Source organism: Brevibacillus agri (assembly GCF_004117055.1).
Classification (GTDB): Bacteria; Bacillota; Bacilli; order Brevibacillales; family Brevibacillaceae; genus Brevibacillus; species Brevibacillus agri.
This window is the reverse complement of record NZ_CP026363.1, coordinates 3584198-3610396: the sequence shown is the minus strand read 5'-3', so window position 1 is coordinate 3610396 and position 26199 is coordinate 3584198. Positions and strand designations below refer to the sequence as shown.

Annotated in this window: 29 protein-coding genes, 1 pseudogene and 2 riboswitches; of the genes and pseudogenes, 20 read left to right on the top strand and 10 right to left on the bottom strand. The window is 56.0% G+C overall.

Features of this window, described 5'->3' with window-relative positions; all coding sequences use genetic code 11:
* Positions 1-9: 9 nt before the first annotated feature.
* From BA6348_RS17735 to BA6348_RS17710, 6 genes are all read left to right on the top strand, one after another.
* Positions 10-768, top strand: coding sequence for an SDR family NAD(P)-dependent oxidoreductase (locus tag BA6348_RS17735; RefSeq protein WP_026557048.1), 759 nt, complete (start codon positions 10-12; stop codon positions 766-768).
* A 31-nt stretch (positions 769-799) separates the two neighbouring features.
* On the top strand, positions 800-1654 hold the full coding sequence (locus BA6348_RS17730; RefSeq protein ID WP_005827160.1) for a class II fructose-bisphosphate aldolase: 855 nt from the start codon (positions 800-802) through the stop codon (positions 1652-1654).
* Between the two features lie 18 nt (positions 1655-1672).
* Positions 1673-2716 carry a 2-hydroxyacid dehydrogenase gene (locus tag BA6348_RS17725; RefSeq protein ID WP_005827161.1) on the top strand — a complete coding sequence of 348 codons (1044 nt, stop codon included), beginning with the start codon at positions 1673-1675 and terminating at the stop codon, positions 2714-2716.
* A 140-nt stretch (positions 2717-2856) separates the two neighbouring features.
* Positions 2857-3093: a spore coat associated protein CotJA gene (locus BA6348_RS17720; protein WP_005827163.1), complete on the top strand. Its 237-nt coding sequence runs from the start codon at positions 2857-2859 to the stop codon at positions 3091-3093.
* Entirely contained in the window at positions 3083-3352 is a 270-nt protein-coding gene (locus tag BA6348_RS17715) for a spore coat protein CotJB (protein WP_005827164.1), read from the top strand. The genes BA6348_RS17720 and BA6348_RS17715 overlap by 11 nt, the downstream gene beginning before the upstream one ends.
* Positions 3353-3372: 20 nt before the next feature.
* The gene (locus BA6348_RS17710; protein WP_005827166.1) at positions 3373-3942 is read left to right on the top strand and encodes a manganese catalase family protein; all 570 of its coding nucleotides are present in this window, start codon (positions 3373-3375) and stop codon (positions 3940-3942) included.
* A 53-nt stretch (positions 3943-3995) separates the two neighbouring features.
* Here BA6348_RS17710 and BA6348_RS28055 read toward each other — a convergent pair whose 3' ends face one another.
* Positions 3996-4295, bottom strand: a complete 300-nt coding sequence (locus tag BA6348_RS28055; RefSeq protein WP_122953112.1) for a hydroxyacylglutathione hydrolase — start codon at positions 4293-4295, stop codon at positions 3996-3998.
* A 3-nt stretch (positions 4296-4298) separates the two neighbouring features.
* Positions 4299-4677: pseudogene (locus BA6348_RS28050) on the bottom strand (ribonuclease J); the annotation flags it as partial.
* 202 nt (positions 4678-4879) lie between these two features.
* Here BA6348_RS28050 and BA6348_RS17700 point away from each other — a divergent pair.
* A complete protein-coding gene (locus tag BA6348_RS17700) occupies positions 4880-5299 on the top strand; it encodes a hypothetical protein (protein ID WP_005827170.1) in 420 nt (139 codons plus the stop codon).
* Between the two features lie 93 nt (positions 5300-5392).
* Here BA6348_RS17700 and BA6348_RS17695 read toward each other — a convergent pair whose 3' ends face one another.
* A complete protein-coding gene (locus BA6348_RS17695) occupies positions 5393-5842 on the bottom strand; it encodes a protease complex subunit PrcB family protein (RefSeq protein WP_025843700.1) in 450 nt (149 codons plus the stop codon).
* Between the two features lie 67 nt (positions 5843-5909).
* Between BA6348_RS17695 and BA6348_RS17690 the strand changes: the two genes are divergently transcribed.
* Together BA6348_RS17690 and BA6348_RS17685 are read left to right on the top strand one after the other, a co-directional pair.
* The gene (locus BA6348_RS17690; RefSeq protein ID WP_242507368.1) at positions 5910-7817 is read left to right on the top strand and encodes a hypothetical protein; all 1908 of its coding nucleotides are present in this window, start codon (positions 5910-5912) and stop codon (positions 7815-7817) included.
* Positions 7818-7889: 72 nt separating this feature from the next.
* Positions 7890-8345, top strand: coding sequence for a YlbF/YmcA family competence regulator (locus tag BA6348_RS17685; RefSeq protein ID WP_005827176.1), 456 nt, complete (start codon positions 7890-7892; stop codon positions 8343-8345).
* 14 nt (positions 8346-8359) lie between these two features.
* On the opposite strand, the gene BA6348_RS17680 is transcribed toward BA6348_RS17685, so the two are convergent.
* Entirely contained in the window at positions 8360-8689 is a 330-nt protein-coding gene (locus BA6348_RS17680) for a hypothetical protein (RefSeq protein ID WP_026557052.1), read from the bottom strand.
* 77 nt (positions 8690-8766) lie between these two features.
* Here BA6348_RS17680 and BA6348_RS17675 point away from each other — a divergent pair, with 77 nt between their 5' ends.
* Positions 8767-9111: a YlbG family protein gene (locus tag BA6348_RS17675; protein ID WP_005827179.1), complete on the top strand. Its 345-nt coding sequence runs from the start codon at positions 8767-8769 to the stop codon at positions 9109-9111.
* 160 nt (positions 9112-9271) lie between these two features.
* Complete coding sequence (locus BA6348_RS17670; RefSeq protein ID WP_005827181.1) at positions 9272-10036, top strand: LamB/YcsF family protein; 765 nt, start codon at positions 9272-9274, stop codon at positions 10034-10036.
* 90 nt (positions 10037-10126) lie between these two features.
* On the opposite strand, the gene BA6348_RS17665 is transcribed toward BA6348_RS17670, so the two are convergent.
* The 3 genes from BA6348_RS17665 to modA are packed head-to-tail and all read right to left on the bottom strand — an operon-like array spanning position 10127 to position 12365.
* Complete coding sequence (locus BA6348_RS17665) at positions 10127-10831, bottom strand: sulfate/molybdate ABC transporter ATP-binding protein (RefSeq protein ID WP_005827182.1); 705 nt, start codon at positions 10829-10831, stop codon at positions 10127-10129.
* A 15-nt stretch (positions 10832-10846) separates the two neighbouring features.
* Positions 10847-11530 carry a molybdate ABC transporter permease subunit gene (modB, locus tag BA6348_RS17660; RefSeq protein WP_005827184.1) on the bottom strand — a complete coding sequence of 228 codons (684 nt, stop codon included), beginning with the start codon at positions 11528-11530 and terminating at the stop codon, positions 10847-10849.
* 22 nt (positions 11531-11552) lie between these two features.
* Positions 11553-12365: a molybdate ABC transporter substrate-binding protein gene (modA, locus tag BA6348_RS17655; RefSeq protein WP_122953114.1), complete on the bottom strand. Its 813-nt coding sequence runs from the start codon at positions 12363-12365 to the stop codon at positions 11553-11555.
* A 146-nt stretch (positions 12366-12511) separates the two neighbouring features.
* Here modA and BA6348_RS17650 point away from each other — a divergent pair, with 146 nt between their 5' ends.
* From BA6348_RS17650 to BA6348_RS17625, 5 genes are all read left to right on the top strand, one after another.
* Positions 12512-13474, top strand: a complete 963-nt coding sequence (locus tag BA6348_RS17650; protein ID WP_005827190.1) for a helix-turn-helix transcriptional regulator — start codon at positions 12512-12514, stop codon at positions 13472-13474.
* A 181-nt stretch (positions 13475-13655) separates the two neighbouring features.
* A complete protein-coding gene (locus BA6348_RS17640; RefSeq protein WP_122953115.1) occupies positions 13656-15524 on the top strand; it encodes a stalk domain-containing protein in 1869 nt (622 codons plus the stop codon).
* The gene (locus BA6348_RS17635) at positions 15521-16042 is read left to right on the top strand and encodes a shikimate kinase (protein ID WP_025843705.1); all 522 of its coding nucleotides are present in this window, start codon (positions 15521-15523) and stop codon (positions 16040-16042) included. The genes BA6348_RS17640 and BA6348_RS17635 overlap by 4 nt, the downstream gene beginning before the upstream one ends.
* 67 nt (positions 16043-16109) lie before the next feature.
* On the top strand, positions 16110-16271 hold the full coding sequence (locus BA6348_RS17630) for a YqzE family protein (RefSeq protein ID WP_005827201.1): 162 nt from the start codon (positions 16110-16112) through the stop codon (positions 16269-16271).
* A gap of 36 nt (positions 16272-16307) precedes the next feature.
* Positions 16308-16562, top strand: a complete 255-nt coding sequence (locus BA6348_RS17625) for a YkuS family protein (protein ID WP_007785290.1) — start codon at positions 16308-16310, stop codon at positions 16560-16562.
* A gap of 113 nt (positions 16563-16675) precedes the next feature.
* Here the strand turns inward: BA6348_RS17625 and BA6348_RS17620 are convergent, their stop codons facing one another.
* The 3 genes from BA6348_RS17620 to BA6348_RS17610 all read right to left on the bottom strand — a co-directional run bounded on the left by BA6348_RS17620 (position 16676) and on the right by BA6348_RS17610 (position 20487).
* Positions 16676-17524: a hypothetical protein gene (locus BA6348_RS17620; RefSeq protein WP_206699437.1), complete on the bottom strand. Its 849-nt coding sequence runs from the start codon at positions 17522-17524 to the stop codon at positions 16676-16678.
* 104 nt (positions 17525-17628) lie between these two features.
* Positions 17629-18750 carry a YqhG family protein gene (locus BA6348_RS17615; protein ID WP_026557056.1) on the bottom strand — a complete coding sequence of 374 codons (1122 nt, stop codon included), beginning with the start codon at positions 18748-18750 and terminating at the stop codon, positions 17629-17631.
* Between the two features lie 36 nt (positions 18751-18786).
* Entirely contained in the window at positions 18787-20487 is a 1701-nt protein-coding gene (locus BA6348_RS17610; protein ID WP_005827210.1) for a DEAD/DEAH box helicase, read from the bottom strand.
* A 220-nt stretch (positions 20488-20707) separates the two neighbouring features.
* Positions 20708-20804, top strand: a riboswitch (glycine riboswitch).
* Positions 20805-20921: riboswitch (glycine riboswitch) on the top strand.
* 91 nt (positions 20922-21012) lie between these two features.
* On the opposite strand from BA6348_RS17610, the gene gcvT reads away from it, so the two are divergent.
* The 4 genes from gcvT (at position 21013) to BA6348_RS17590 (ending at position 26157) form a co-directional block, all read left to right on the top strand.
* Entirely contained in the window at positions 21013-22116 is a 1104-nt protein-coding gene (gene gcvT / locus BA6348_RS17605; protein WP_005827212.1) for a glycine cleavage system aminomethyltransferase GcvT, read from the top strand.
* Between the two features lie 43 nt (positions 22117-22159).
* The gene (gene gcvPA, locus BA6348_RS17600) at positions 22160-23512 is read left to right on the top strand and encodes an aminomethyl-transferring glycine dehydrogenase subunit GcvPA (protein ID WP_122953116.1); all 1353 of its coding nucleotides are present in this window, start codon (positions 22160-22162) and stop codon (positions 23510-23512) included.
* The gene (gene gcvPB / locus BA6348_RS17595; protein ID WP_005827216.1) at positions 23505-24977 is read left to right on the top strand and encodes an aminomethyl-transferring glycine dehydrogenase subunit GcvPB; all 1473 of its coding nucleotides are present in this window, start codon (positions 23505-23507) and stop codon (positions 24975-24977) included. Before gcvPA ends, gcvPB begins: the two co-directional genes overlap by 8 nt.
* A 106-nt stretch (positions 24978-25083) precedes the next feature.
* Positions 25084-26157 (top strand): undecaprenyldiphospho-muramoylpentapeptide beta-N-acetylglucosaminyltransferase, encoded by a 1074-nt coding sequence (locus BA6348_RS17590; RefSeq protein ID WP_026557057.1) that lies wholly within the window; start codon positions 25084-25086, stop codon positions 26155-26157.
* The last annotated feature ends 42 nt before the right edge of the window (positions 26158-26199 follow it).

Genomic DNA, 26199 nt, shown 5'->3' with positions numbered 1-26199 from the left:
GGAATCGACATGGACTTCGGCATCAAAGGAAAAAGCGCAATCATTACCGGAGCTTCCCGCGGCGTAGGGCGGGCCATTGCTCTCGCGCTTGCGAAAGAAGGGGCAAAAGTCGTCATCAACTACAACCGCAGCGCCGACAGCGCGAATGAGGCAGCGGATCTGATCCGGCAAAAAGGCGGCGAGTGTATCACGATTCAAGCGGACATCGGCAAAAAGGAAGAGTGCGACCGGCTGATGGCGGAAGCGACCGCAGCTTTCGGCAGCGTCGACATTTTGGTCAACAACGCTGGCGTGTGGCCGAAAAACTGGGTGACGGACATCTCGCTTGCTGAGTGGAACCACACCATGGATGTGAACCTGACCTCGGTGTTTCTCACTTGCCAAAGCTTTGTCCATCACCTGTTGGCCGAAAAACGCCGCGGCAAAATTTTGAACGTGACCTCGCAAGCGGCGTTCCACGGCTCGACGACAGGCCATGCGCATTACGCCGCGAGCAAAGCGGGAGTCGTCGCGTTTACCGTCTCGCTTGCCCGCGAGGTCGCGAAGCAAGGAATCAACGTCAACGCGCTCGCGCTTGGCATCGTGGAGACGGACATGATTAAGGCCGACCTGGAGCTGAAAAAAGACTACTACGTCAACCGGATCCCGCTCGGCCGTGTCGCCAAGCCGGAAGAAATTGCCGATATCGCCGCTTTTCTCGTCTCGGAAAAAGCGAACTACATTACGGGCGCGACGATGGATGCCACCGGCGGCATGCTGATGAGATAAAGAGCTGTACGAAAGGATAGGAGGAAGAAAGATGTTAACCACACTGCACGAAGTCGTAAACGATGCCCGAGAAAATCAGTACGCCGTCCCTGCCTTTGACTGCGTGGGCGATATTATGGTGCGGACGATTCTCGATACGGCGGAGCGGCTGCAATCGCCCGTCATCCTGATGTGCCTGGAGCACAACCTGAAGGAGCCGAACGGATTCATTTTCCTGGCAGAGTACATCAAGGCAGTTGCCCCTGCCTATCGCATTCCGATCGTCCTGCATCTCGATCACGCGATGGACACGGAGTTGGTCAAGCAAGCGATTGCCCACGGCTTCACATCTGTCATGATCGACGGATCGAGCTTGCCTTTTGCCGAAAATGTAGCGCTGACCAAACAGGTCGTAGAGTTGGCGCACCCCCACGGCATCAGCGTGGAGGCGGAGCTTGGGCACGTCGGCGGCAACGAGCTGGGCGGCACGTACGGCACCGAGTCGAAACTGACCGAGCCGCATCAGGTAGCGGAGTTCGTCGAGCGAACAGGTGTCGATGCCCTAGCCGTTTCCATCGGAACAGCGCACGGCGTCTATACGGCGGAGCCGAAGCTGAACGTAGAGCGGATGCGGCAGATCAATTTGGTCAGCCCTGTCCCGCTCGTTTTGCACGGCGGCTCGGGCACGCCGGATGCCCAGGTGCAGGAAGTCGTGCAGCACGGAATCAGCAAAGTGAACCTGTACGCCGACTGCCGGATCGCGATGGCAAAAGGCTTGAAGCGGGCTGCGGCGGAAATGACCAGGATCGACCCGCTGCCGGAAGAAATGTTTTTGCCGATCAGACAAGAGCTGGAGCAAACGGTGGAGCAAAAAATTCGCATGCTGGGCGCAAATGGCAGAGCGTAACGGATAGGAGTGAGAGAGATGAAAGTATTGGCGATTGCCGATCGGTTTATTCCTGCACGCGAGATGGCGGAAGGACTTGGAGAGCTGGAAAAGCTGGGCTGGGACGTAGAGGTCAGGGAATGGCAGCACGCCTCTTTGGAAGAGCTGCAAAAAGACAATCTCGCGGTAGAGCTGCACGGGCCGGAGGCGGTGACCATGCCGGACGACGTGTTTGCGGGAATCGAGCAGTACGAGGTGCTCATCGTGCAGTTCGCGCCGGTCTCTGCGAAAATCATCGCAGCGGCGAGCAAGCTTGCGGTCATCGGGATTTTGCGCGGCGGCACGGAAAATGTGGCGATTGCGGCAGCCAACGAACGGGGGATCAGCGTACTGAATACGCCAGGCCGAAATGCCCGGGCCGTGGCGGAGTTTACGCTCGGGCTGATCCTCGCAGAAGTGCGAAACATCGCCCGCGCGCACGCGGCACTCAAACAGGCGGAGTGGCGAAAATCGTTTCCGAACAGCGACGCGATTCCCGAATTGTATGGAAAAACAGTAGGATTGATCGGCTATGGCAATGTCGGGCAACTGATCGCCGGTTTTTTGACGGCCATGGGCTGCCACATCCTCGTGTACGACGAGTACATCGCTCAAGTGCCCGAACCTTGTCAAAAGGTGGAACTGAACGAACTGTTGCAGCGCGCGGACGTCGTCTCCCTGCATTTGCGCCTCACGGAAAAGACGCACCATTTTATCGGGGCACCGGAGCTGGCGCTGATGAAGCCAAACGCCGTCCTGATTAATACGGCACGCTCCGGGCTGATTGACGAAAAAGCGTTGGTGTCATTTTTGCAAGCGGGGCGAATCGCAGGCGCCGCCCTGGACGTATTCGACAACGAGCCGCTGGCAGCAGACGATCCGTTGCTGCAACTGGACAATGTGACGATTACCCCGCATATGGCGGGCAGCACGAGAGACGCTTTTACGAACAGTCCCAAGCAGATGGCAGGCTACCTGGCTGCGATCGTGCGAGGCGAAGAAAAGCTGCCGATCGTCAACCGATTACAGCCGCGGCTGCCGTAGATCACGCTTGGCCTCTTGTTCATCGCAACTTGATGAACAAAAGGCTTTTTTTCATGGCGGGACATTTATCACGCTTGCTGGGTGGGCGGCATATGGTAACCATGACGAACGAGAAAAATGCGCATGGAGGAGGTCATCTGTTGAACTCGCAAACACGTATCTGGTTTCCTTACGTCAGCCCATACGATCCTTGTCCGCCCATTCGGGTCAAAACATACGCGGTTCCTCCGCAGTTGTTTATCACGTTCCAGCCGCCAGACCTGCCACAGTATTCCCCGGCCGAGGCATTACGGGCAGGCACATTGTGGCCGTCTCTGTACAGTCCTTACAATCCGCAGCAGGATTACGTAGGAAGAGAGGGTTCCCATGGCACATAGTCAACAGCGAGGCAAAGAATATTACGCACTGTTACAGCAACTGCAGGAGATCGATTTTGTCCTGGTCGAGCTCAATCTGTACCTGGATACGCATCCAACCGATGTCAACGCGATTGAACAGTTCAACGATCTGACAGAAAAGCGTTGGGCTTTGGCGAATGAGTACGAGAAGCATTACGGCCCCTTGCAAAATTTCGGGCGGAGCTATTCCGGATACCCGTGGCAGTGGAACGACGAGCCTTGGCCATGGCAAGTGTAGAAATGAGGGAGACGTAGACGATGTGGATTTATGAGAAAAAGCTGCAATATCCGGTTCGCGTCAGCAAATGCGATGTGAAAATGGCCAAATACTTGACGGAGCAATACGGCGGTGCCGATGGCGAGCTGGCGGCGGCCTTGCGCTACATGAACCAGCGCTACACGATTCCGAACAAAGTCATCGGGCTGTTGACCGACATTGCGACCGAAGAGTTTGCCCATCTGGAAATGATCGCGACGATGGTCTACAAGCTGACCAAGGACGCGACGGTCGAACAACTGGAGGAAGCCGGGCTTGGCGCGCATTACGCCAACCACGACCGGGCGCTTTTTTACAACAATGCGGCAGGGGTTCCCTGGACGGCTACCTATATCGCGGCCAAGGGCGATCCGATCGCAGACTTGTACGAAGATATCGCCGCAGAGGAAAAAGCGCGGGCCACGTACCAATGGCTGATCGACATGACAGACGACGTCGACCTGCAGGACAGCCTGAAGTTTTTGCGCGAGCGGGAAATCGTCCACTCGCTGCGCTTCCGGGAAGCGGTGGAGATTTTGAAAGAAGAACAAGGGCGCAAGACGATTTTTTAACAGCGCACGTCAAGCCCGATCAAAAAAAGAGAGCCTTGGCGCTCTCTTTTTTGCTACACATCCATAATAATCGGCAAAATCATCGGCCTGCGCTTTGTTTTCGCGTACAAATACCGCCCGATCGACTCGCGCAGCGCTTGCTTCAAGCGATTCCACTGGGTGATGCTCTCGTCCTGCAAATCCTCAATCGCGGCTGCCGCGATCCGCGTGGCCTCGTCAATCAGCCCATCCGAATCGGGGCCGTAAACAAACCCGCGCGAGATGAGGTCAGGACCGGAAATGATTTTTCCGTCTGTTTTGTTGCGCGTGACGACGAGAATGCCGTCCTCAGACAGATGCTTGCGGTCGCGCAAAATGGCCAGCGCGAACGCCTCGCGCAGATGATCGCCGACCAGCTTTTCCGAAGGCGTGAAGCCCGGGCGTTCGGCATTCGTGCTCTCCGCAGCAGGACGAGCACGCCGCTTTGACCGATGGCGGCCATTTCGTGCAAATCGGGGGTCTGCTTGTGGACAGGGGTCAGATCAAACTTGAAATCCCCGGAATATACCACTTTGCCTTCCGGCGTGTCGAAAACGACGCCAAGGCAATCAGGAATGCTGTGGTTCGTCTGAAAAAAGCTGGCGGTCATGGCGCCCAGTGCGAGCTTGGCGTTGCGGTCGATTTGAACCAGCTCTGCCTGCTGCAGCAAGCCGTGCTCTTCAGCTTGATTTCAATCAGTCCGAGCGTCAGGCGCGTGCCGTTTTGTGTACTCATACCGAACCATGACCTCCCGAAAACCATGTGATGATAAGGGGTTACTTTTTGCGCGAGAAAGAAGGATTATGTATGAAAGCCAGACGGGGAAACGGCGAGGAAGCCAACAGCACAGCAGCGTGAATGAGAACGGGAGCAATCGGGCACAATGTGGGATGACTGAATTTGGAAAGGAGCCGTCCCGGTGAAAAGCAAACGATTGATATTCCGCTTGTTCCTGCTGATCGCGATCGCAGCGGTTGTCGAGTGGTTCGTCTACTCCAAGGACGATACGCAGACGAACGTGGCTGTCGAACAGGCAGAGGCGCATCAGGAAGCGCCTACACTAAAAGTCGCGCACTCGCTTGAACAGGATGACCTGCAACTCAAGCTGGCCGTTACGAATTTCAACTTTTCCCTGGAGAACATGGGGAAAGAAAACAAGCACGGCGAAGGCCACGTCCATTTGTATCTGGATGGGAAAAAGATCGCGAAAGTGTTTGAACCAAGCTATGTCTTGAAAGACATTCCGAGTGGCAAGCACGAGATCACGGTCGAACTGGCCCACAATAACCATGAATCGTATGGAGTATCCGAGCGCTTCAGCATCGAGGTCAAGCCTTGATGCTTGCCTAGTCGATTGGATTCCATAGAAAAAAGCCGACAGGAAAGCGCCATGGGCACTCGAATTGTCGGCTTTTATCATGAACAGGAACGGCTAGCGCATGTGCACGCTCACTTGTGCCTGCTGGTCCGGCAAGGCGATGACGAGCGTCGGGTACGAGATCGCCTGTGTTTTCAAGGCACCCGGAGCAGGCGGCTGCACGTGCACGCGAACGGTAAAGCCGTGCGGGCCTGTCCGTTTGACCTGGTCGGTTACGATGCGATAGCCGCCGGTCGGCTTCTGTCCCGCGCCGATGACGACATAAGCTTTGCCGTTTGCGCGCACGACCGTGTGTCCGCCGCTTTTTCGCACTTTTTTCAACGCTTCCGTCACAGCAGGCGGATACGGAGCGGCGACAGCTTCGTATGGAACAGTCTCTACAGCGGACGGTACAACCTCTTTTCCTGCGGGCGCAGATGCGGTAGGATGTGGAAGAGACATGGACGTAGCGCCAGTGACACACAGGGAAGCAGCGAGCAACAAGCCAGGGAATATATTCATCATCAATCTCCCTCCAATTGGTAAAAGTAATCGTGATGAGATCATAAAAACTGAGGTGACAGGAGTGCGTGTGAAGGATTCGCTGGAATACCTGTCCGAAGCAACGAGACAAGCGATTCTGAACGAACAACAAAAGCGGTTTTGCATCGAAACAGAAGATCAGGAGCTGTCGTCCAGGCTGGCGGATTCCCGCTTTTTGCAGCAGGTGTGGGAACAGGCCGACGAACTGGAACGAACGGTCATCAAGCTGTTCATCACCAAGGCGACGAGAGGATTTTTCAGCAAGCGTTCCTGGGAACGCGAAACGGCAAAAGAGCACAGACACTTGTCCGTCGGCCTGACGAAGCTGCGCCGCCTGGGACTGATTTTGACTGTACGCAAAATGTGGAGTGAAATAGGCTATGTGATGCCGCAGGAAATTCGCGAGCAGTTGACGCTTCAACTGTTGCCGGACTCATCCGCGGCGTATGTGTCCTTGTCCAAAACGCTCCCTTATTATATACCAGCCGGCAGGGGGATACATCTGGATCTTTTTGGGCTTCTCCTGTACATCCGCGACAATCAGGTGCCGGTGACGCAAAAAGGAAGCATTCACCGCAGGGCGATACAAAAAATGGTTCCGCTCTTGTCGATGACAGACGAGCACGTGCAGGGCGTCACTCTTGCGCCGCTGGACAAAGAGCAGCGAGAGGGGCTCGCGCTGACGGTTGTCCTCGATCTGGCTTTTCGGCTCGGGCTCGTAGTGCGCAAGGACAAGAGCATGGCGCTCGACTCCTTCCAGATCAGGCGCTGGCTGAACAAGTCGGCGCCTGAGCGGTGGGAAGAGCTGTACCAGTTGGTTGCGGAGCAGCTTTTGCCGCACGGCGATTGGTGGGATGCGTTTGCCCAGATGATGAGACAGGTTCCGCTGGATCAATGGTGTTGTGTTGACAGCCAATTGCGCATGCTAGAGACAGCGGGCTTTGCCTTGCCGCAAGAGGCAGACAGGCTGATTGTGGAGCAGTGGCTGCACGTCTTGCTCGGGCTGGGCTGGGTGCAGCTTGGGGCAGACGAGCAGGAGCGCCTGTTCTGGCGGTGGAACAGCTTGCCGCACCTGACGGCGGAAGAGGGCTGGTTCGTAGACCCGACGGGAGCGCTGACGATTCCGCCGCTCGTTCCGCTGCGGGATGTGTGGGAGATCAGCGAGTTTTGTCAGTTGCGCTTCGATGGGCAACTGATTCGCGGAGAGTTGCAAGCGAAGCTGCTGCAAACGTACCTCGCTTCCGGCGGCAGCGAAGAGCTGGTCATGGAAAAGCTGCGGGTCGCCTGCGCCCATCCGCTGCCGGAGGGGCTCGTCGAAGTCATCGGGCATTGGGCGAAGACGGCTACGCAAATTCAACTGGAGCCGTTTTTTTGCGTCAGGACCGCACATGCCGGATTCGTGGAGGAATGGCGGCAAATCCCCGACTTTCAGCCCTTTTTGCAGCACGTCCTCTCGCCGACGGAGTTTTTTATTCCGCTCCCGCAAAAAAGGCAGTTGGTCGAGCTGCTCAGGCATTACGGCTACGAGCCGCACGTCGTCTTGCACGCGGAGTCCGCGGAAGCGAAAGAAACGCAAGAAACGCACGAGGACGCCCAATCGTCCGACAGAGGGCTGCTCGTCATCGAGCGCCCGTGGGACGGCTACGCCATCGAAAATACGTTTCCGGCCCAAAGCGAAGCCATGCCGCAACTGTCGACGCTTCCCAAAATGTGGACGCAGCACTTCCAATCGTATCACCCGCAGTCGCTGCGCGATCTGTTGAAACGCGCGACCGAGCTGCAGTTGGAAGTGGAAGTGCAGTTGACGAACCAGGAGAAGCTGCGCGGGCTGCCCGTGGAGGTCAAGCTGGAAATGGGCTATTGGCTCGTCACGATCAGCGGGCCGCACGGAAAGCGTCCGTACAGGCTTGACGAGATCGGCCGAGTGCGCATTGTGGTGCCTGACTATCTGTACTAGGAATGTGGATCGTGGTACAATCAGAAGGGACTAAAAGCTTTACGCCTTTAGTGTGAAAGGGGGTCTCGCTCAATGGAAGCAGTAGAGACTGTGGATATGGCACAGCTTATTATGGAGTCGCACGAGCTGTCCACCATGATTAACCAATCGCGCGAGGTCTTGGAATACTTGGAGGCCAAGCGCCGGATGGAGGCAGACGAGGAAGTGCAGCGCCTCCTGTTGCTGTTCGAAAAGAAAAAGGAACAGTACGAGGATGTCCAACGGTTCGGGAAGTACCATCCCGATTACAACCATATATCAAAAGAAGTCCGCGAGCTGAAGCGGACGATCGAGCTGCGCGATTCCGTGCAAGCCTTCAAGCGGGCAGAGGACGCGCTGGATGAACTGCTCTACCAGGTGAGCAGAACGATCGCCCACTCTGTCTCCGACACGATCAAGGTGCCGAGCAACAATCCGTTTCTCGAAGCGCAAGGAAGCGGTTGCGGCACGGGCGGAAGCTGCGGTTGCAGCGTGAAAAAGTCTTCCTGATTCGCAAGCGAGGCTTAGCTTTGCGGCGGAGATTTTTCCCGCAGCAGAAAACAGTCTTCGCACAGGTTGCCGCAGCAAAACTGCTTTTCACTGGGGACCAGAAAGCGAAAGCGGTACACGTGCTGGTCGTCGCCTGAGCGCACGTAAATGCATTCGGGCTTTAGCTTGGTACCGGTGGTCAGTCGCTCGCCCGCTTCCATCAGCCGTTCGGTCAGGCTGGAAGCGGGGAGCGCGCTGCTTACATAGAAGAAGCGTTGGCCGGCATGGGTGCGCCAGCCGCTTTTTGTGACGATGCCTTCCTGGTGCAGTGCTTCCTCGAAGCGTCGATAAAACGTAGCCAGCATAAAAGACCACAGTTCCTTTCTGTAACAGGCGTTTACAGGTGATTATACCATGATGGGGAAGGAGACCAACGGCTTACATGAGAGAACGACGTCTGGGTGTTGCGGTGTGGGTAAAAAACACGCGTGCGGCCAAAAATTTACGCAAATTTGGCACCATTCATTACATCTCCAAACGGTTAAATTACGTTTCGATGTACGTTGATGCGAATATGTTGGATGAAACGATCCGCATCATGGAGAAGCTGCATTTCGTGACCAAAATCGAGCGCTCCCATCGTCACGAGATTCCGGTCGAGTACAACAACGCAAGACCGGACAAGGCGAAGGAATACGACTACAAGCAGGAAAAAAATCAAGTGATGGCGCTGGCAGAGACACTGATGGCAGATGAGAGCAGCCCAGCGACCGTAGGTTCGACATAAGATGTTCACCAAGCTGCCAGTTTTCGGCAGCTTTTTTCCTTTTGCTCGGCCACCGTACATGGTATGCTAGAGGAATAGGAAAACACCAGAAGTAGTGCCAATGAATGCGCTTTCAACACGCGTACATAGATCATGAGAGGAAAGGTGGGGGCGTACATACATGATTCATCTTGACATTAACTGCGACATGGCCGAGGGCTTCAGCAGGGGACGACAATCAGAGGATTTGGGAATTATGAAATGGATCACCTCCGTCAATGTTGCTTGCGGCATGCACGCAGGTGATCCGCATCTCATATGCAGAACGATTGAGGCAGCGCTCAAGCACGACGTAAAAATCGGAGCGCACCCGGGATACCCGGATGTGCAAGGCTTTGGACGGCGCTCGATGAATTTGTCCGTCAACGAAGTGTATGAGCTGGTGCTGTATCAGGTGGCAGCCCTCTCCGGCATGACGCGGGCGCTCGGTGGCGAGCTGCATCACGTCAAGCTGCACGGGGCGCTGTACAACGAAGCGGCGGAGCGGCCGGAGCTTGCCGAGGCGGTGGTTCAGGCGGTAGCCGACATCGACGAGGAGCTGATCCTGTACGCCCTGTCCGGCAGCAAGCTGGTCGAGGCCGGACTGGAGCACGGGCTTCAGGTGGCCGAGGAAGTGTTTGCCGAGCGGGCGTACTTGCCGAATGGCCGTCTCGCTCCCCGCGAGCTGGAGGGCAGCGTGCTCATCAGCAAGGAAGAGCGGATGGAGCAGACGCGCCAGCTCGTCCTGAAGCAGCGAGTGAAGACCGTGAACGGCCAGCACATTGATCTGGCGGCAGATACGCTTTGCGTTCATCACGAGAGCCACGATATTTTGCAGTTTTTGGGTGAACTGCACAAATGGGCGAAGCAAAACGATGTGAAGATCGAGCCGATCAGCGCTCGCTAGGCTCGCCAGAGTGCCAGGCAATCCGCATAAAAAGCCATACGGCAACGCCAAATCCGGTCAGGAAGAGGACGTTGCCGTTGGCTTTTTTCATCAAAGTGGCTGCGACCGCATGCGGTCAGCGTGTTTGTCCCCCGACAAGAGGGGAAAACGGTCTTGGCCGTTTTGCTTCGTTTGCTCGACGATTTTTCCGTTTTCCAAAAGCAGGATCGTGTCTCCCAGCTTTTCCGCTTCTTCCCGGTCGTGGGTGACGAGCAGAAACGGGATGTGCCACATGGCATGGAGCCGGAGCAGCTCATCCTGGCATTGCCTGCGCGTGTCCGCGTCCAGCGCGGAGAGCGGTTCGTCCAGAAGCAAAATATCCGGCTCGGTGGCCAGCGCCCGGACGAGCGCGACCCGCTGCTTTTGCCCGCCGGAGAGCTGATGCGGGTACTTTTCCAGCAGATGATCGATCCCGACCGTAGACAAGAGCGGCTCCAGATGCAGCTCATGGCCCGTCTTCAAGCCGTAGCGGATGTTTTGGGCGACCGTCATGTGCGGGAACAGCGCGTAGTCCTGAAATAAATAGCCGACCTTGCGCTTTTGCACGGGGAGCGGTTTTTGCCCTTGCCTGTAAAAAGTCCGACCATTCAGCGCGATTTCGCCCTCATCAGGATGCACGAGTCCGGCAATACTGTTCAAGATCGTGGTTTTCCCTGAGCCGGATGGACCGAAGAGGACGACGATCTCCTGTTCCGTGGAAAAGGAGACGTCGAGCAAAAAATCAGGCAAACGCTTTTGAATCGTTACCGAAAGCATGTAGGTTCCCCTGCCTTACTTTTGATTGGCGTACCTTCGCACATTGCGGCGGCTCCACCAGTTGAGCCAAAGCGTGGTGCCCATGCCGAGCGATACGATGATGACGACCCAAAACAGCGCTTTTTCCATTTGCCCGGCCTCTACAGCAAAGTAGATGGCGACCGGGATGGTATCCGTTTTTCCTGGTATGTAGCCGGCAAGCATCAGCGTGGCGCCAAACTCGCCCAGGCCGCGGGCAAACGACAGGACAAGTCCTGCCAACAACCCCGGCCAGGCGAGCGGGAAAGCGACCGTCCAGAACACCCGCCATTCGGAAGCCCCCATCGTCCGCGCGGCATTTTCCAGGCGGCGATCCACTCCGGTAAACGCCGCGACCGCACTCTGGTACATCAGCGGAAACGAAACGACGACAGAAGCGATCACTGCGCCTGTCAGCGTGAAGACGACCTGGATGCCGAACCATTGGAACAGCAGTTGGCCCAAAACTCCATTTTTTCCGAACAGCAATAGCAGGCCGAAGCCGACGACCGTCGGCGGCAGGACGAGCGGGAGCAAAAAAAACGACTCCAGCACGTTTTTGCCCCAAAACTCCTTCTGCGTCATCCAGCGCGCGCCGAGCATGCCGAGCACAAAAACAAAGGAGGTGGATAGCGCAGCCACCTTTAATGAGAGCATCAACGGTGTCAAATTGGTTTCCATAACGCTCGCCACCTCCGTTTTCTTATTGGAATCCGTACTTCTGTAAGATCGCCTTTCCTTTGTCGCTTGTCAAGTAGGCAAGGAAAGCTTTTGCTGCATCTTGATGCTGGGAAGCGCTGACGACCGCTCCTGGGTACACAATCGGCTTGTGCCATTCCGGTTTGGCTGTCGCGAGCACCTTCACATCTTTGGAGATCGCCGCGTCGCTGGAATAGACGATTCCGACTTCGGCGTTGCCTGACTCTACGAAGGTCAGCACTTGGCGAACGTCACTGCCGAATACCATGCGGCCAGACAAGGAATCCCACAGTTTCAGCGTTTCCAGCGACTCTTTTGCATAGCGGCCTGCTGGAACGGTTTCCGGCTCGCCGACTGCGATGTGCTTGATTTCCGGCTTGTTCAGTTCTTCAAAAGAACTGATGGCAAGCGTGCTGTCTTTGCCTGCCACGAGCACGAGCGCGTTGCCGGTAAAGTCCTGACGCGTATCTTTTACGATCAGTTGTTTTTCATCCAGCCCGTCCATGTCTTTTTGGCTGGCAGACAGGAAGACGTCAGAAGGAGCGCCCTGGGCAATCTGGGTAGCCAGTTTTCCCGAGCTGCCGAAGTTGAAGGTGAGTGTCGTGCCAGGGTTTTCGGCCTCAAAAGAAGTTTTCAGTTCGTTTAAGGCATCCGTCAAGCTTGCCGCTGCGGAAACCATCAGCTCCGCTTGTGGCGCTTGTTGCTGCGCATTTTCTGTTTTGGCAGGTTCAGTCGCCTGCGGAGCGGGTTGTGAAGTCGAGCATGCGCCGAGCATCAGGGTGAATGCTGCGCATAGAGCGAGCCATTGCTTTTTCATTGGAAATTGACCTCCATTTGTTATGTCTAGTTATAACTAATTATAACTGGATATAAATGAATTATAGTAGCTTCTTGCGAATAATCAATTGCGAATTTAGGAGAATGGAAAGAAAATGAAAGGAAAGAACGGAACGGAGGCCAAATATGACTGACGAAAATTCTTATACAACGGAAGAAATCGCAAAGCTTTTGCGCATCTCGAAGCTGACCGTGTACGATCTGATTAAAAAAGGCGAGCTGCCCGCTTACCGTGTCGGCAGGCAGATGCGCGTAGACAAAAGCGACCTGGAGGCGTACAAGGCGCGGGCAAAAGGCGGCTATCGCCCGGCGCAGGCGGCATATTCCGCCCCGCTGCAGGGACAAGCCCAACAGACAATAGAGCAGGCGCAATCGACAGGGACGCGCCACGTCATTATTAGCGGGCAGGATGTCAGCCTGGACTTGCTCGCGAGCCATCTGGAAAAGCGCGAGCTGTCGCTGCGGCCGCTTCGCTCCTACGCCGGCTCGCTGAACAGCCTGGTTGCCATGTACACGGGCAAAGCCGATATCGTCAGCACCCACTTGTTCGATGGAGAGACGATGGAGTACAACGTGCCATACGTTCGCCGCATCCTGACCGGGCATCGCTTTCTCGTCGTCAACATGCTGGCGCGCTGGGCCGGCTTTTACGTGCAGGAGGGCAATCCCAAACATATTTTGTCCTGGACCGACCTGACCAAGCCGGGAGTGCGGATGGTCAATCGCGAAAAAGGCTCGGGGGCGCGGACGCTGATTGAGGAACAGTTCCGGCTGGCGAAAATCGCAGGGCGCGACGTGAACGGCTACGAGCACGAAGAGACGAGCCATCTCGCGGTGGCGGGAGTCGTCGCCCGCAAGGAAGCGGACGTAGGCGTCGGGATCGAAAAGGCAGCGCGTCTGGTCGGGGTGGAGTTCGTGCCGATGGTGAAGGAAAGGTACGATCTCGTTATGCTCAAAACAAAAGAAAACGAAGCCTTGCTTGCTGCCGTCCTCGACATTCTGCGTTCTGCCGCTTTCCAAAAGGAGATGGAGGCAGTCGGCGGCTACGATCTGAGCCAGACAGGAAAAATCATATACGAAACATGGTAGGAAATTCGCCGTTCGCCCAAGCTGCTGACAGGGAGGCGGCTTTTTCATTTGCGGCAAAACAGATCGACAAAAATGGCGATTTCTCTACAGAATCTCCTGAATTTCTACTCACTCTGTTTTTTATTTGCTACAATGGAACAAAAATGAACGCTTGCAGCCGAGCGATTTTTTGGGGGCTGTCATGAAGACTTTGCAAAAAACGAGTTTATTGGTATGTGTAACGATTCTGGTCATGTTTGGCTCTATCGGCATCATCAGCTATTGGCCAGCGATTTCCAAATGGTTGGAGACAAGCCAGGCGACAGGCGCGGAACAAACCGGAGCCGATCCGTTTTCATACGATCCGCCGCTGCCTTCCTACGTGAAGGATTTGCATCCCGTCTACAAGATTCAAGCCGAATTACATACGTCTGAGGCCAAAATTACGGGGAAAATGACGGTCGAATTTGACAATCCGCAGACGGCAGACCTGCGTCTGTACGTCTACGATTATTTGTGGAACAAAATGACGGTCAAGTCGATCCGCTACAAAGACAAGCCGCTTGCCTTTGAACGCGGCCTGTCCACGGTCAAGCTGGCAAACCCGCTGGGAGCGGAAATGCGCGGGACGCTCGCGATCGAGTTTGAAAATCCGGTGCCGCGCAGAGGGACGCGCTTTGGCGTCAAGGACGACATCTGGACGCTGACGACGTGGTATCCGATGCTGGGCGCGCAAAACCAGCAAGGAAAATGGTACGATCCGCCGCAACGGGTAGATTTTGGCGATCCGTTCGTCTACCATTACGCCAACTACGACGTCTCCTTCGTCTCCCCGAAAGGCTACAACTGGGTCAGCTCGTGGGGCCGGGGCAGTACAAAGGCAGTCGAGGGCAGCAAGCAGCTAATCCGCTACGAGGGCAAAAAGCTGCTCAATTTCGCCTTGGTCGGCAGCCCGCTGTATCATGTGGAGACGATCCAGATGGGGCCGAACCTGTCTGTCGATATTGCGTCCGTGGACAAAGGCAACATCCAGCGGATCAAGACGATTGCGGAGTCGGTGTTTCCTACGTACAACGACTGGTACGGACCGCTTCCGTATCCGCACGTCGCGATTGCCGAGACGAGCACGGGCACGACGTATGCGATGGAGTACGCCAATCTCGCCATTTTCAAGCGCGACATGTACCAGCGCAATCTGATCGACCACTGGTTGCCGCATGAAATCGCCCATTTGTGGTGGTACAACAGCGTGGCGACGCTGGAAGCGTCTCACGGCTGGCTGGACGAAGGGCTTGTGGAGCTGAGCGTGTACCATTACTTGCAAAACCGGTACGGAGCGCAGTCGGCCTCCACGCTGCTCGATGAGTACAATCGCGACGCCCGCCGCTTGCAGGAGCGCTACCCCAACGGCAGCCTGGACAAGCCGTTGCAAAAGTTCGCGACCGAAGAAGAGTTCCATTGGACGTGGTATTCGAAAGGGGCGCTGCTGTTTGACCATTTGCGCAAGCAGATTGGCGATGACGCGTACAAACGTTTTCTGCACCGCGTGCAGCAAAACTACCACGGCAGCGTGATCGGGGCCGAGCATCTCGACCAGGCGCTGGGGCAAACGCTGCAAGGCGAAGCGAAATACTTCGTGTACGCGACGAAAAAGCCGAATCGCGAAGGCCTGGGCGCTGTGCAACTGGAGCCGTACATCACGACGATCATCAACAACATGAGCTTTTATCCGTCCATTCCGGCCAGGGCGACAGGCGGCACGGTGTATTTGCCGCTGCGCGAGCTGGGGGAAAAAATGGGGCTTGCCATAAGCTGGGATCAGGAAAAGCAGATGATTCGCGTAAGAGGCAATGGCCGAGAAGTGTTCGTCAAGGAGCGGGAACGATTCGCCATCCGCGATGGGCAAAAGCTCGACCTCGGTCATCCGCTGACGGAAATCAAGGAGCGCACGATGGTGCCGCTGTCGTTTTTCGCTGACGTATTCGAATGGGATACGGACTACAATCCAGCCGAGAAAACCGTAAAAATTCAAACGCGAAAAGCGAGTGGAAAGGTGGCGGAAACAAAATGAAAAACTTGATTCTGGTCGGCTTTATGGGAACCGGAAAGACGACGGTCGGCGTCGCGCTGGCCGATTCTTTGGGAATCGCGCACCATGACCTGGATGCCGCGATCATCGAAAAGGAAGGCTGCTCCATCCCGGAGCTGTTCGCCCGGCACGGGGAGACGTATTTTCGCGATGCGGAGTCCCGCCTGCTGTCACAGCTTCTGGACGATGGTCCGCAAGTTTTGACGACAGGCGGAGGAGCTGTCCTGCGCAAGCAAAATGTCGAGATCATGCTGGCAAAAGGAACCGTGATCGCGCTTTATGCCAGCGAAGAAGAATTAATCAGGCGGCTGGAAAACGATACTTCGCGCCCGCTGCTTTCCGGCGGGGTGGCAGAACGTGTGAAAACATTGATGGCGGAACGCGCGGGGGCGTACGATTTTGCCCCGATCCAGGTGGATACGACCGGAAAAAGCCTGGAGGCGATCGTGGACGAAATTAAGGCGCAGGTGGTTGAAAGCGCAAAAGACGGGAAACAATAAAAAAGGACAGCGCTATTGCCGGAAAAAAGACGGCGTGTATCTGCGAGTACGAAGGAGGTCACGTGCGATGTCCTTTCAAGAGTATTTGAAGTACCTGACGAAATTGTTTGTCCAGTACATGGATACGCCAAAAGATGAACGGCGTCAGCGAAAGGCTCCGCGTGAGCCTTGGTCGGCACGCTGGTTCGGGGCGATCCCTATGTCGATCCGGCTGTTGTGGCGCAAATAATCCTACCTTGGTAAGCGGACGGAGGGTGCGGTGCGTATGGCGAGAGTAGCGGTAGAAAAGTCCCTTTCCCAGATTCGCAAAATGCTGTGCGATAACGGCTATGATGTCGTCGATTTGGGAAACTGGCAACAGGTGGTCGACGCGATCGTGATTACGGGTCAGGATATAAACGTCTTGGGCGATCAGAACAAGACGATTACAGGTGCGTCGGTAATCAATGCAGAGGGAATGACGGCCGATGAAGTTTTTCATGCCGTACACGAACGCCTTTCCCCAACCGATCATCATTGATCGAAAATAGCCAAAGGCTGCGCCTTCGCTAGAACAAGCGCGCAGCCCAATCAAAAAACAAGCTCTCCGCCAGCGACTGGCAGGGAGCTTGTTTTTTTGCCAAAAGCGACGGATCAGCTCTGCGGCTGCCCCGCTACGTAAAATTTTCCGACCTTGTCAGCGTAAGCGTAGGGGACAAAGCGCAGCCCTTCATCCCATACTCCCACGTAAGCGTTTTGATCGTTCCACAAATGAAGCGAGCCGACGACGAACGGGGCGAGCACCTGGGAGTGGTACAGCGGAACGGTCAGCGTCACGGGTGCATCGCTTTGCTGCTGCCACAACTGCGGCCATGAAATTGCGCTGTCCCCGTACAACTGGCTGACCCAGCCGATCTGGTCGAACGGATCTTTTTGCGTCCCTTGCAGGATGCGCGTCCCTGTCAGCCGCTGCCCGGTCTGTACCAGATTTTGCGCAGCCAGGCTGCGAAAGACTGGCTCGTTTGCGGCGAAGGAAGCGGGGTACGCTTCGCCTGTTTTGGCGTTCACCAGTTGCGGCGACGACTGGCGGGCGATCAGCCAGTAGGAAGCGAATCCGTCGTAGACAGGCTCTGCGGCAATTTCCCGCGGGGCAAAGGCATCGTCGAACAAAATGTATTCCCCGACCCCGTATTCCAACAGCACGAATTTTTCCTGGGCAGGCGCTTCGACGGCCTCTCCCACGACCAGGTACCCTACCTGTCTGTCTGTTTTTTTGATGCTGACCAGCCACTGATGTTGATTCGGGCCGAGTGTCTGCACTTCTGTATCGGCTTTTTGCCACTCCTTGAATTGCGGATCGCGGTTGGCGAGTTCGTTCATCCACGTCTGGATTTGGGCGTGAAACTCTTTGTCCCAGCTCTCCTCTGCGTGGACAGGCCAGGCGAGCAACGCAAAAGACAAGAGCACCCCGAGAAGGGGGAGGAATCGTCTGGTCACAAACATGCACCACCTTTTGTACAGGCTAAGCTTATTCCTATTGTAACCAGCTATGACAAAAAGATTTGTTGCAACTTGTCAGTTCCGCAGCACTTCTTCTCGCTGATCTTTTACATGATTCGCCCGGATGCGGGGAGATGGCGCACCGTTTTTGCCGGATGCGCTTTAATGACAGGCGGAGCAGAGTGCAAGTAAAACAGTCCGCCGTTAATAAAATGAACCTCGATGCGCGGCTCGTACTGCCAGCGCAGCTCGTCCATCCGTCGCTGTTTTTCTTCTTCCGGCGTGCTTTTTTTCCATTCCTCCTGGTTGATTTCCTCGCGCGGCGTCACCTGGACGCCATTGGCACGTAAAAAGTCGAGGATTCGCCCGCCGGAAGAGCGGTATTCGTCAAGCGTCTGCGCAGCTTCGACAACAGCCTCCCTGGCGGGGACGGCGTCGCGCGCAGGCAGCGGGATCGAGGCTTTTTGCTCCGGGGACTCTACCGCTTCCGCCTCGGCTGCTTCTGTCTCGCTCTGTTCGGCAGGCGGCTCTCGTCGGGCCAGCTCTTCGTAGTAGGCGGCGAGGATGTCCAGCTCCTCCGTCAGTCGCGCCCGCGCCTCTACGGCCCACTCCTGGTCTTCCTGCGCGATGATCGCATCGACCTCCTGCCGGGCCAGCTCCAGCGCGTCTTCCACAGACAGCTTCCGGTCGAGCGTGTAAAAGTAGTCCGGGATCGCGGGCGCAAGCGTCAACTGAAACAAAAACGAGGAAAAGTCGTGCACGAGGCGCGGCTGATGCAGGTTGATCCCGAGATAGAGCATGATGTCGCGCCGTTTGTCGCAGATGAGCGATACTTTCAGGTTGAGCCCGAGCCAGGGAACGAGCGGCGTGGAGCGACGCTTGCCGGTGCTTGGCAAGGAAGCGGTATTTTGCTCGTACATGCATAAAAAGCGCCCGTGCTTTTTCGCCGAGGCAAAAATTTGCTGCATGCGCGCAGCGCCCAGATGCAGATGCTCGGCCCGCAGCCCGTCCGGCATCCGGTCCGGGTGAAACGCAAAGGTGAGCACGAGCGGCTGGTAGGCCAGGTTCATTTTGTCGACCCAGCTCCAGTAAAACGGGCGGTTGCCGATATCCTTGTCGACCTCGACCGGAAGCTTGACCGTCAAGTAATCCGGGTGGGCTTCGACGATGTGCGCGGAAAAAGTCGCGAGGTAGCGCTCTACAAATTGCCTGACCTGGTTGGCTTGCATCAGGAGAAACCTCTTTTCTTGTGTGCGTTTTTTCTGCTACTGCTCTGCCGCTTCCGACAGGGCAGGGGATGCGTGCTGCTGTCTGCTGGCGCGGATGGCGTGGCCCATGTTGTCGAGCTTCAACGCCATTTCGCGGGCCGATTTGGAATCCATGATGATCTGCGTCAAATTTTCTTCCAGCGACGAGTTGAGATTCAGCCGCTCCACGATGTCGTCCAGTTCGCCGATGACCATCTCGAACAGGTCGATTTTTTCGTACAGCAGCTTCAAAATGTGCTCCTCAATCGTGCCGACGGTGGACAAATTGTAAATGTGCACGTCCCGCTTCTGGCCGAGACGGTGGACACGGCCGATCCGCTGCTCGACGCGCATCGGGTTCCACGGCATGTCGTAGTTGATGACCTGGTTGCAAAACTGCAGGTTGATCCCTTCCCCGCCAGCCTCTGTGGCGATCAGTACTTGCGCGCGGTTTTGAAACAAATCGGTCATCCAGTCTTTTTTGCTGCGCTTGAAGCCGCCGCGAAACGGCACAGAAGTAATGCCGTGGTCATGCAAATATTTTTGCAGGTAGTTTTGCGTCGCCCGGTACTCGGTGAAAATGATGACTTTGTCGTTGATCTCCTGGATCAGCTCGACCGTTTTGGCCGCCTTGGAATGCGTCTCGATCCGCTTAATCATCTCCACCAGCTCCAAAATTCGGCCGCGCAGGGGGGAGTCTTCGCTGGTGCGCTGGTGCATGTTGTACAGCGTCATGAACGAGGCTTCCTTGCTGGAGCAAACCTCGCGCTGCAACGTAATCAAGGCGAGCGAGTTGAACAGGCCAGCTCCTGTCTGGTACTGGTCGCGCACAAAGCGGGTGACGCCCTCGTACAGCTCCATCTCTTCCTGCGACAGCTCAATCGGAATCGACTGGACGCGGCGACTGGTGAACTGGATGCCGCCGTCGCTTCGCTTGTTGCGAATCATCACCTTTTCAATTTCTTCGCGCAATTTGTCGCTGTTTTTCGACTGTCGCTTTCCTTCGACGTAATTGGAGGAAAACGACGTGGAGTGGCCGAGGTGCCCCGGCTTCAACAAATTAATCAGGTTGTACAGCTCGTCCATTTCGTTCTGGATCGGCGTAGCCGTGAGCAGCAGGCAATATTTTTTGCGAATTTCCTTCACGAACTGATAGTTTCGCGTCCGTTTGTTTTTCAGCTTGTGCGCCTCGTCGATAATCAGCATGTCGTAGTCGATGTCGAGGACGTGGCGGCGGTGCGGATCTCGTTTCGCCGTGTCGATGGAGGCGACGACGACTTCATGCTGCCGCCACATGTACTCCTTTTTTTGCGCCACGGCGGGAATCCCGAATTTTTGCTGCAACTCCTTCGTCCATTGGATGACGAGGGAGGCGGGGACGAGCACGAGAATTTTTTTCGCCAGACCCCTGACCATGTACTCCTTCATAATCAGCCCGGCTTCGATCGTCTTGCCCAGTCCGACCTCGTCGGCGAGGATCGCGCGTCCGCGCATGTCGTTGAGCACTCGCTCCGCCGTTTGCAACTGGTGGGGAAACGGGGAGAGCAGCGGCAAGTATTTCAGGCATTGCAACTGATCGAACTCGCGAACAGCCATGGCCTCTTCCGCTTCCAGCGCCAGCTTGAACAGCTCCCACTTGTCCCAGGGGCCGTCTTCGTGCATTCGCTCCGTCAGCGGGGATATCCAGCTCGTGTCAAATGAAACAGGAATATTCGGCATATACGTTACTCCTTTACACAGCTCTGCCATAACTTTCATGCGCTTTATCAAAAAACTTAACATTTATGATCGTGTTCATCATTTTGTTAAGTATTTCTTGATCTGACTGTTAATTTGCATATTTTCAACGGCGGACTCTCATGGTAGGATATAGAGGAAGTTCATTCATTAGTATGGAAATCATAGCAAAAACTTATGTATGACCATCTAACCAACGCGAATGATAGTAGCAGGGAGAGACTGCGCGAACCACTGCAGCGCCGAAGGAGCAAGCCGGGAACGGTGAATCTCTCAGGCAAAAGAACCTCTACTGGACGCAACTCTGGAGAGAGCTCGAAATCGGAGCCACCAAAGGGGAAACTTGCAAGCGCGGTGATCCCCGCCGCGCTTGATTGGCAAGGTAACTCTCAGGTACCAAGGACAGAGGAGGAGAAATGGGCACCGTTCTTTTGGTGTACCCGTTTTTTCGCCTCTGTTTTTTCATGGGGAGAAATGCCGACTAACAGTTTTTGGGAGGTGCCACACATGTCCAATCTGAAAAGAACGCCACTGTTTGATTCCTACGCAAAATACGGCGCCAAGACAATCGACTTCGGCGGCTGGGAGCTGCCTGTACAGTTTTCCAGCATTGGCCAGGAGCACGAAGCCGTTCGGACGAAAGCAGGTCTGTTTGATGTATCCCACATGGGAGAAGTAGACGTAAAAGGCGAGAGTGCGCTCGAATACTTGCAGCGCGTCACCACCAACGACGTGTCCAAGCTGGCTGTCGGGCAAGCGCAGTACAGCGTGCTCTGCTACCCGGACGGCGGTACGGTCGACGATCTGCTCGTTTACAAATACGCGGACGACCATTACCTGCTTGTCATCAACGCAGGAAACATTGACAAAGACTTTGCATGGCTGGAAGAGCACCTGATTCCGGGTGTCACGATTGAAAACATTTCGCCGCAAACGGCGCAAATCGCCATTCAAGGGCCTTTGGCCGAGTCGATTTTGCAAAAGCTGACCGCCACAGACCTGTCGAAAATCGGCTTCTTCCGTTTCGAGCGCGACGTAGAGGTCGCTGGCATTTCCGCGCTGGTATCCCGCACAGGCTATACAGGCGAGGACGGCTTTGAAATTTACCTGCCTGCAGAGCGTGCCGCTGAACTGTGGGACGCGTTGCTTGAAGCGGGCAAGGAAGACGGGCTTCTGCCTTGCGGACTTGGCGCGCGCGACACGCTGCGCTTCGAAGCGAAGCTGCCGCTGTACGGCCAGGAGCTGAGCAAGGACATCACGCCGATTGAAGCAGGCATCGGCTTCGCGGTGAAGGTGGACAAAGAAGTGCCGTTCATCGGCCAAGAGGTGCTCAAGGCGCAAAAAGAAAACGGCGCGCCGCGCAAGCTCGTCGGCATCGAGATGATCGACCGCGGCATTCCGCGCACGCACTATCCGGTCTACGTCGGCGAAGAGCTGGTGGGCGAAGTGACGACAGGCACGCAGTCCCCTACCTTGAAGAAAAACGTCGGATTGGCGCTCGTGAAAAGCGAACATGCGGCGCTTGGCACCCAACTGGAAGTGGAAATTCGCGGAAAACGCCTCAAAGCAGAGGTTGTCGCCGCTCCGTTTTATAAACGTCCGAAAAACTAAGCAATCGCCCACTATACATCCTATTTTGAGGAGGACAACGTTCGTGAAATACCGCTACCTGCCCCAAACCGATCAGGACAAGCGCGAAATGCTCGAAACTCTCGGCATTTCCAGTGTAGAAGAACTGTTTGCAGACATCCCGGAAGAAGTGCGCTTCAAAGGGGCGCTGAACATTCCGGAAGCTCTGTCCGAGCCTGATCTGGTGAAATACTTCACGCGTCTGGCTAATCAAAACGTGAACTTCAGCACGCACGTCAACTTTTTGGGTGCTGGCGTTTACCAGCACTATGCGCCAAGCACAGTCAACCACATGTTGCTGCGCGGAGAATTTTTTACCGCCTATACGCCTTACCAGCCTGAAATCAGCCAGGGCGAGCTGCAAGCCATTTTTGAATTCCAGACTATGGTGTGTGAACTGACCGGAATGGAAGTAGCGAACTCCTCCATGTACGACGGAGCGACTTCCTTGGCAGAAGCGGCGATGATGGCGGCTGGTCACACTGGCAAAAAGCGCGTCATCGTTTCCCGTGCTGTGCACCCGGAAGCGCGCGGCGTTCTGAAAACATACGCGTACGGTCAAGGCGTAGAGCTGGTTGAAGTCGGCATCAACAACGACGGCGTAACCGACACACAAGCTCTGGAAGCGCTGATTGACGAAAACACAGCGGCCGTTATCGTGCAATATCCTAACTTCTTCGGAAACGTGGAAGACTTGGCAGCGGTCGAGCCGATTGCTCATGGCAAAGGCGCTCTGTTCATCGTTTCTTCCAACCCGCTTGCGCTGGGCGTATTGGAAGCGCCAGGCAAACTGGGCGCTGACATCGTGGTGGGCGACATGCAACCGTTCGGCATTCCGGCATCGTTTGGCGGTCCACACTGCGGATATTTCGCAACGACTACCAAGCTGATGCGTAAAATGCCAGGCCGGATCGTCGGGCAAACCAAAGACGAGAACGGCAAGCGCGGTTTCGTACTGACGCTGCAAGCTCGTGAACAGCATATCCGTCGTGAAAAAGCGACTTCGAACATTTGCTCCAACCAGGCTCTGTTGGCACTGGCGGCTGCGATCACCCTGACTGCGCTCGGAAAACAGGGCGTACAGGAAATGGCGATGATGAACTTGCAAAAAGCGCATTACGCCAAGCAAGCGCTGCAGGCAAAAGGTCTGGAAGTGGTCTTTGCCGCTCCATTCTTCAACGAATTCGTAGTCAAACTGTCCAAGCCGGTGGCAGAAGTGAACAAAAAGCTGCTTGACGTTGGCATCATCGGCGGCTACGATCTGGGACTGGATTACCCGGAATACGCGGGTCATACGCTGCTTGCGGTAACCGAGCTGCGGACCAAGGAAGAAATCGACACATTGGCGGCTGAATTGGAGGCGATCACACGTGCGTAACGACCAGGAAAAAGCACTGATTTTTGAAATGAGCAAACCGGGCCGTGTGGGCTACAATCTGCCGGCATTGGATGTACCAGAGGTAGAGGTGGCAAGCCTGCTGCCGAAGCACCTCATCCGCGAAACTCCTGCTGAACTGCCGGAAGTATCCGAGCTGCAGTTGGTTCGTCACTACACCGAATTGTCCCGTCGCAACCACGGGGTAGACAACGGCTTCTACCCGCTCGGTTCTTGCACGATGAAATACAACCCGAAAATCAACGAAGACGTTGCCCGCTACCCAGGCTTCGCGCAGACGCACCCGTACCAGCCGGAAGAAACCGTACAAGGCGCACTGGAGCTTTTGTACAACCTGCAAGAAGAGCTGGCTGAAATCACCGGAATGGACGCAGTTACGCTGCAACCGGCTGCGGGGGCAGCAGGCGAGTGGACAGGTCTGATGATGATCCGCGCGTACCACGAGAGCCGCGGCGAAGGCCACCGCACAAAAGTCATCGTGCCAAACTCCGCGCACGGTACGAACCCGGCTTCTGCAGCGGTAGCAGGACTGGACACCGTCACGATTGCCTCTGACGAGCGCGGCCTGGTCGATATTCAGGCGCTGCGCGATGCCGTAGGCCCTGATACAGCGGCACTCATGCTGACCAACCCGAACACGCTCGGTCTGTTCGAGGAAGACATCGTGGAAATGGCGAAAATCGTCCACGAAGCAGGCGGCCTCTTGTATTACGATGGAGCGAACGCGAATGCGATCCTCGGCATTGCCCGTCCAGGCGACATGGGCTTCGACGTGGTGCATCTCAACTTGCACAAAACGTTTACAGGCCCTCACGGCGGCGGCGGACCAGGTGCTGGCCCTGTCGGCGTGAAAAAGATTCTCGAACCGTTTTTGCCAACGCCGATCGTGGCGAAAAAAGAAGACGGCAGCTTCTACTGGGACAGCAACCGTCCGGCTTCCATCGGCCGCGTAAAAGGCTACAACGGAAACTTCGGCATCCTCGTGCGCGCTCACAGCTACATCCGCACCATGGGTCCGGAAGGCTTGCTGCAAGTGTCGCAAAATGCGGTGCTCAGCGCGAACTACATGATGCGCCGTCTGGCTACGGCTTACCATCTGCCGTATGACCGCGTCTGCAAGCATGAGTTTGTTTTGTCTGGCGTGATCCAGAAAAAGCTGGGCGTACGCACGCTCGACATCGCCAAACGCTTGCTCGACTTCGGTTATCACCCGCCAACTATCTACTTCCCGCTGATTGTCGACGAGTGCCTGATGATTGAGCCAACCGAAACCGAAACGAAAGAAACGCTCGACGAGTTCATCGACGTTATGCTGCAAATTGCCCGCGAGTGCGAGGAAACGCCTGAGCTTGTACAGGAAGCGCCGCATACAACCGTGGTCAAACGTCTGGACGAAGCGACAGCGGCGCGCAAGCCGATTCTGCGCTACCAGCCGCAAGCACAATAGCTCTCTTTTGGAAAAGCCGCCTTTTTACAGGGCGGTTTTTCTTTCCGAATGATGCTATCATGAACAGATGGGATTGATCCGACATTTCGGGGAGAGAGAACCAATGATGAACAAACGGATCGTATTTACAGGCGGCGGCTCCGCGGGGCACGTCACCGTCAACCTCGCGCTCATCCCGCGTTTTTTGCAGCAAGGCTGGGAGGTCGCCTACATCGGCTCGACGACAGGGATCGAGCGGGAGCTGGTCAGCAGGCTCGACGGCGTGCGCTACATCGGCATTGCGACAGGCAAGCTGCGCCGTTATTTCGACTGGAAAAACTTCACCGACCCGCTGCGCGTAGGCAAAGGCGCCTGGCAAGCTTACCGCTTTCTCGCAGCCTGGAAGCCGGCTGTCGTCTTTTCCAAAGGAGGATTCGTCTCCGTGCCCGTCGTCTTTGGCGCCTGGCTGAATGGGCTGCCTGTCGTCCTGCACGAGTCCGATCTGACGCCGGGACTCGCCAACAGGCTGTCGCTGCCTTTTGCCGCTAAAGTGTGCGCGACGTTTCCCGATACGCTCCAGCATTTGCCCAAGGGCAAAGGGACACATGTAGGGGCGATCGTTCGCGACGAGCTGAAAACAGGCCGGAAGGAAGCGGGGCTTGCGCTGTGCGGCTTTTCCCCGGACAAACCGGTGCTGCTCGTCATGGGCGGCAGCCTGGGGGCGAGGCGGTTGAACGAAGCCGTTCGCGGCACGCTCGACGCGTTGACCAAGCGTTTTTCTGTCGTGCACATTTGCGGCAAAAATCAGTTGGACAACAGCCTGAAGCGGGACGGTTATCGGCAATTCGAGTACGTCCAGGACGAGCTGCCTGACCTGTTGGCGATGACCGACCTCGTCGTCTCGCGCGCAGGCTCCAATGCGATTTACGAGTTTTTGCAACTGCAAAAGCCGATGCTTCTCGTGCCGTTGTCGCGGGCGGCGAGCAGGGGAGACCAGATATTGAACGCCCGCTCTTTTGAGCAGCAAGGCTTTTGCGAGGTGCTCGAAGAGGAAGCGTTGAGCGCAGACAGCCTGATCCGGGCGCTGGACCGTTTGCAGCAAAAGCGTCCGGCGATTACGGAGAAGCTGCGCGCCGCAAGCGAAAAGCAGCAGGACGCGCTGGCGCAGGTCATGGCGATCATCGAGGAGACGGCTCGTTGATGCAGCCGATCCAAGCCTTGCCGTCCTATGGGGAGAAGCGTA

What these genes read in the sequence shown, in the direction of transcription:
- BA6348_RS17640 (WP_122953115.1), top strand. Translation starts at nt 13,656, where the DNA reads ATGAAGACTTTGCAAAAAACGAGTTTATTGGTATGTGTAACGATTCTG.
- BA6348_RS17625 (WP_007785290.1), top strand. Translation starts at nt 16,308, where the DNA reads ATGGCGAGAGTAGCGGTAGAAAAGTCCCTTTCCCAGATTCGCAAAATG.
- BA6348_RS17630 (WP_005827201.1), top strand. Translation starts at nt 16,110, where the DNA reads ATGTCCTTTCAAGAGTATTTGAAGTACCTGACGAAATTGTTTGTCCAG.
- BA6348_RS17685 (WP_005827176.1), top strand. Translation starts at nt 7,890, where the DNA reads ATGGAAGCAGTAGAGACTGTGGATATGGCACAGCTTATTATGGAGTCG.
- BA6348_RS17680 (WP_026557052.1), bottom strand. Translation starts at nt 8,689, where the DNA reads ATGCTGGCTACGTTTTATCGACGCTTCGAGGAAGCACTGCACCAGGAA.
- BA6348_RS17730 (WP_005827160.1), top strand. Translation starts at nt 800, where the DNA reads ATGTTAACCACACTGCACGAAGTCGTAAACGATGCCCGAGAAAATCAG.
- BA6348_RS17650 (WP_005827190.1), top strand. Translation starts at nt 12,512, where the DNA reads ATGACTGACGAAAATTCTTATACAACGGAAGAAATCGCAAAGCTTTTG.
- modA (WP_122953114.1), bottom strand. Translation starts at nt 12,365, where the DNA reads ATGAAAAAGCAATGGCTCGCTCTATGCGCAGCATTCACCCTGATGCTC.
- BA6348_RS17710 (WP_005827166.1), top strand. Translation starts at nt 3,373, where the DNA reads ATGTGGATTTATGAGAAAAAGCTGCAATATCCGGTTCGCGTCAGCAAA.
- gcvT (WP_005827212.1), top strand. Translation starts at nt 21,013, where the DNA reads ATGTCCAATCTGAAAAGAACGCCACTGTTTGATTCCTACGCAAAATAC.
- modB (WP_005827184.1), bottom strand. Translation starts at nt 11,530, where the DNA reads ATGGAAACCAATTTGACACCGTTGATGCTCTCATTAAAGGTGGCTGCG.
- BA6348_RS17635 (WP_025843705.1), top strand. Translation starts at nt 15,521, where the DNA reads ATGAAAAACTTGATTCTGGTCGGCTTTATGGGAACCGGAAAGACGACG.
- BA6348_RS17590 (WP_026557057.1), top strand. Translation starts at nt 25,084, where the DNA reads ATGAACAAACGGATCGTATTTACAGGCGGCGGCTCCGCGGGGCACGTC.
- BA6348_RS17665 (WP_005827182.1), bottom strand. Translation starts at nt 10,831, where the DNA reads ATGCTTTCGGTAACGATTCAAAAGCGTTTGCCTGATTTTTTGCTCGAC.
- BA6348_RS17715 (WP_005827164.1), top strand. Translation starts at nt 3,083, where the DNA reads ATGGCACATAGTCAACAGCGAGGCAAAGAATATTACGCACTGTTACAG.
- BA6348_RS17695 (WP_025843700.1), bottom strand. Translation starts at nt 5,842, where the DNA reads ATGATGAATATATTCCCTGGCTTGTTGCTCGCTGCTTCCCTGTGTGTC.
- BA6348_RS17725 (WP_005827161.1), top strand. Translation starts at nt 1,673, where the DNA reads ATGAAAGTATTGGCGATTGCCGATCGGTTTATTCCTGCACGCGAGATG.
- BA6348_RS17675 (WP_005827179.1), top strand. Translation starts at nt 8,767, where the DNA reads ATGAGAGAACGACGTCTGGGTGTTGCGGTGTGGGTAAAAAACACGCGT.
- BA6348_RS17620 (WP_206699437.1), bottom strand. Translation starts at nt 17,524, where the DNA reads ATGTTTGTGACCAGACGATTCCTCCCCCTTCTCGGGGTGCTCTTGTCT.
- BA6348_RS17735 (WP_026557048.1), top strand. Translation starts at nt 10, where the DNA reads ATGGACTTCGGCATCAAAGGAAAAAGCGCAATCATTACCGGAGCTTCC.
- BA6348_RS17610 (WP_005827210.1), bottom strand. Translation starts at nt 20,487, where the DNA reads ATGCCGAATATTCCTGTTTCATTTGACACGAGCTGGATATCCCCGCTG.
- BA6348_RS17670 (WP_005827181.1), top strand. Translation starts at nt 9,272, where the DNA reads ATGATTCATCTTGACATTAACTGCGACATGGCCGAGGGCTTCAGCAGG.
- BA6348_RS17615 (WP_026557056.1), bottom strand. Translation starts at nt 18,750, where the DNA reads ATGCAAGCCAACCAGGTCAGGCAATTTGTAGAGCGCTACCTCGCGACT.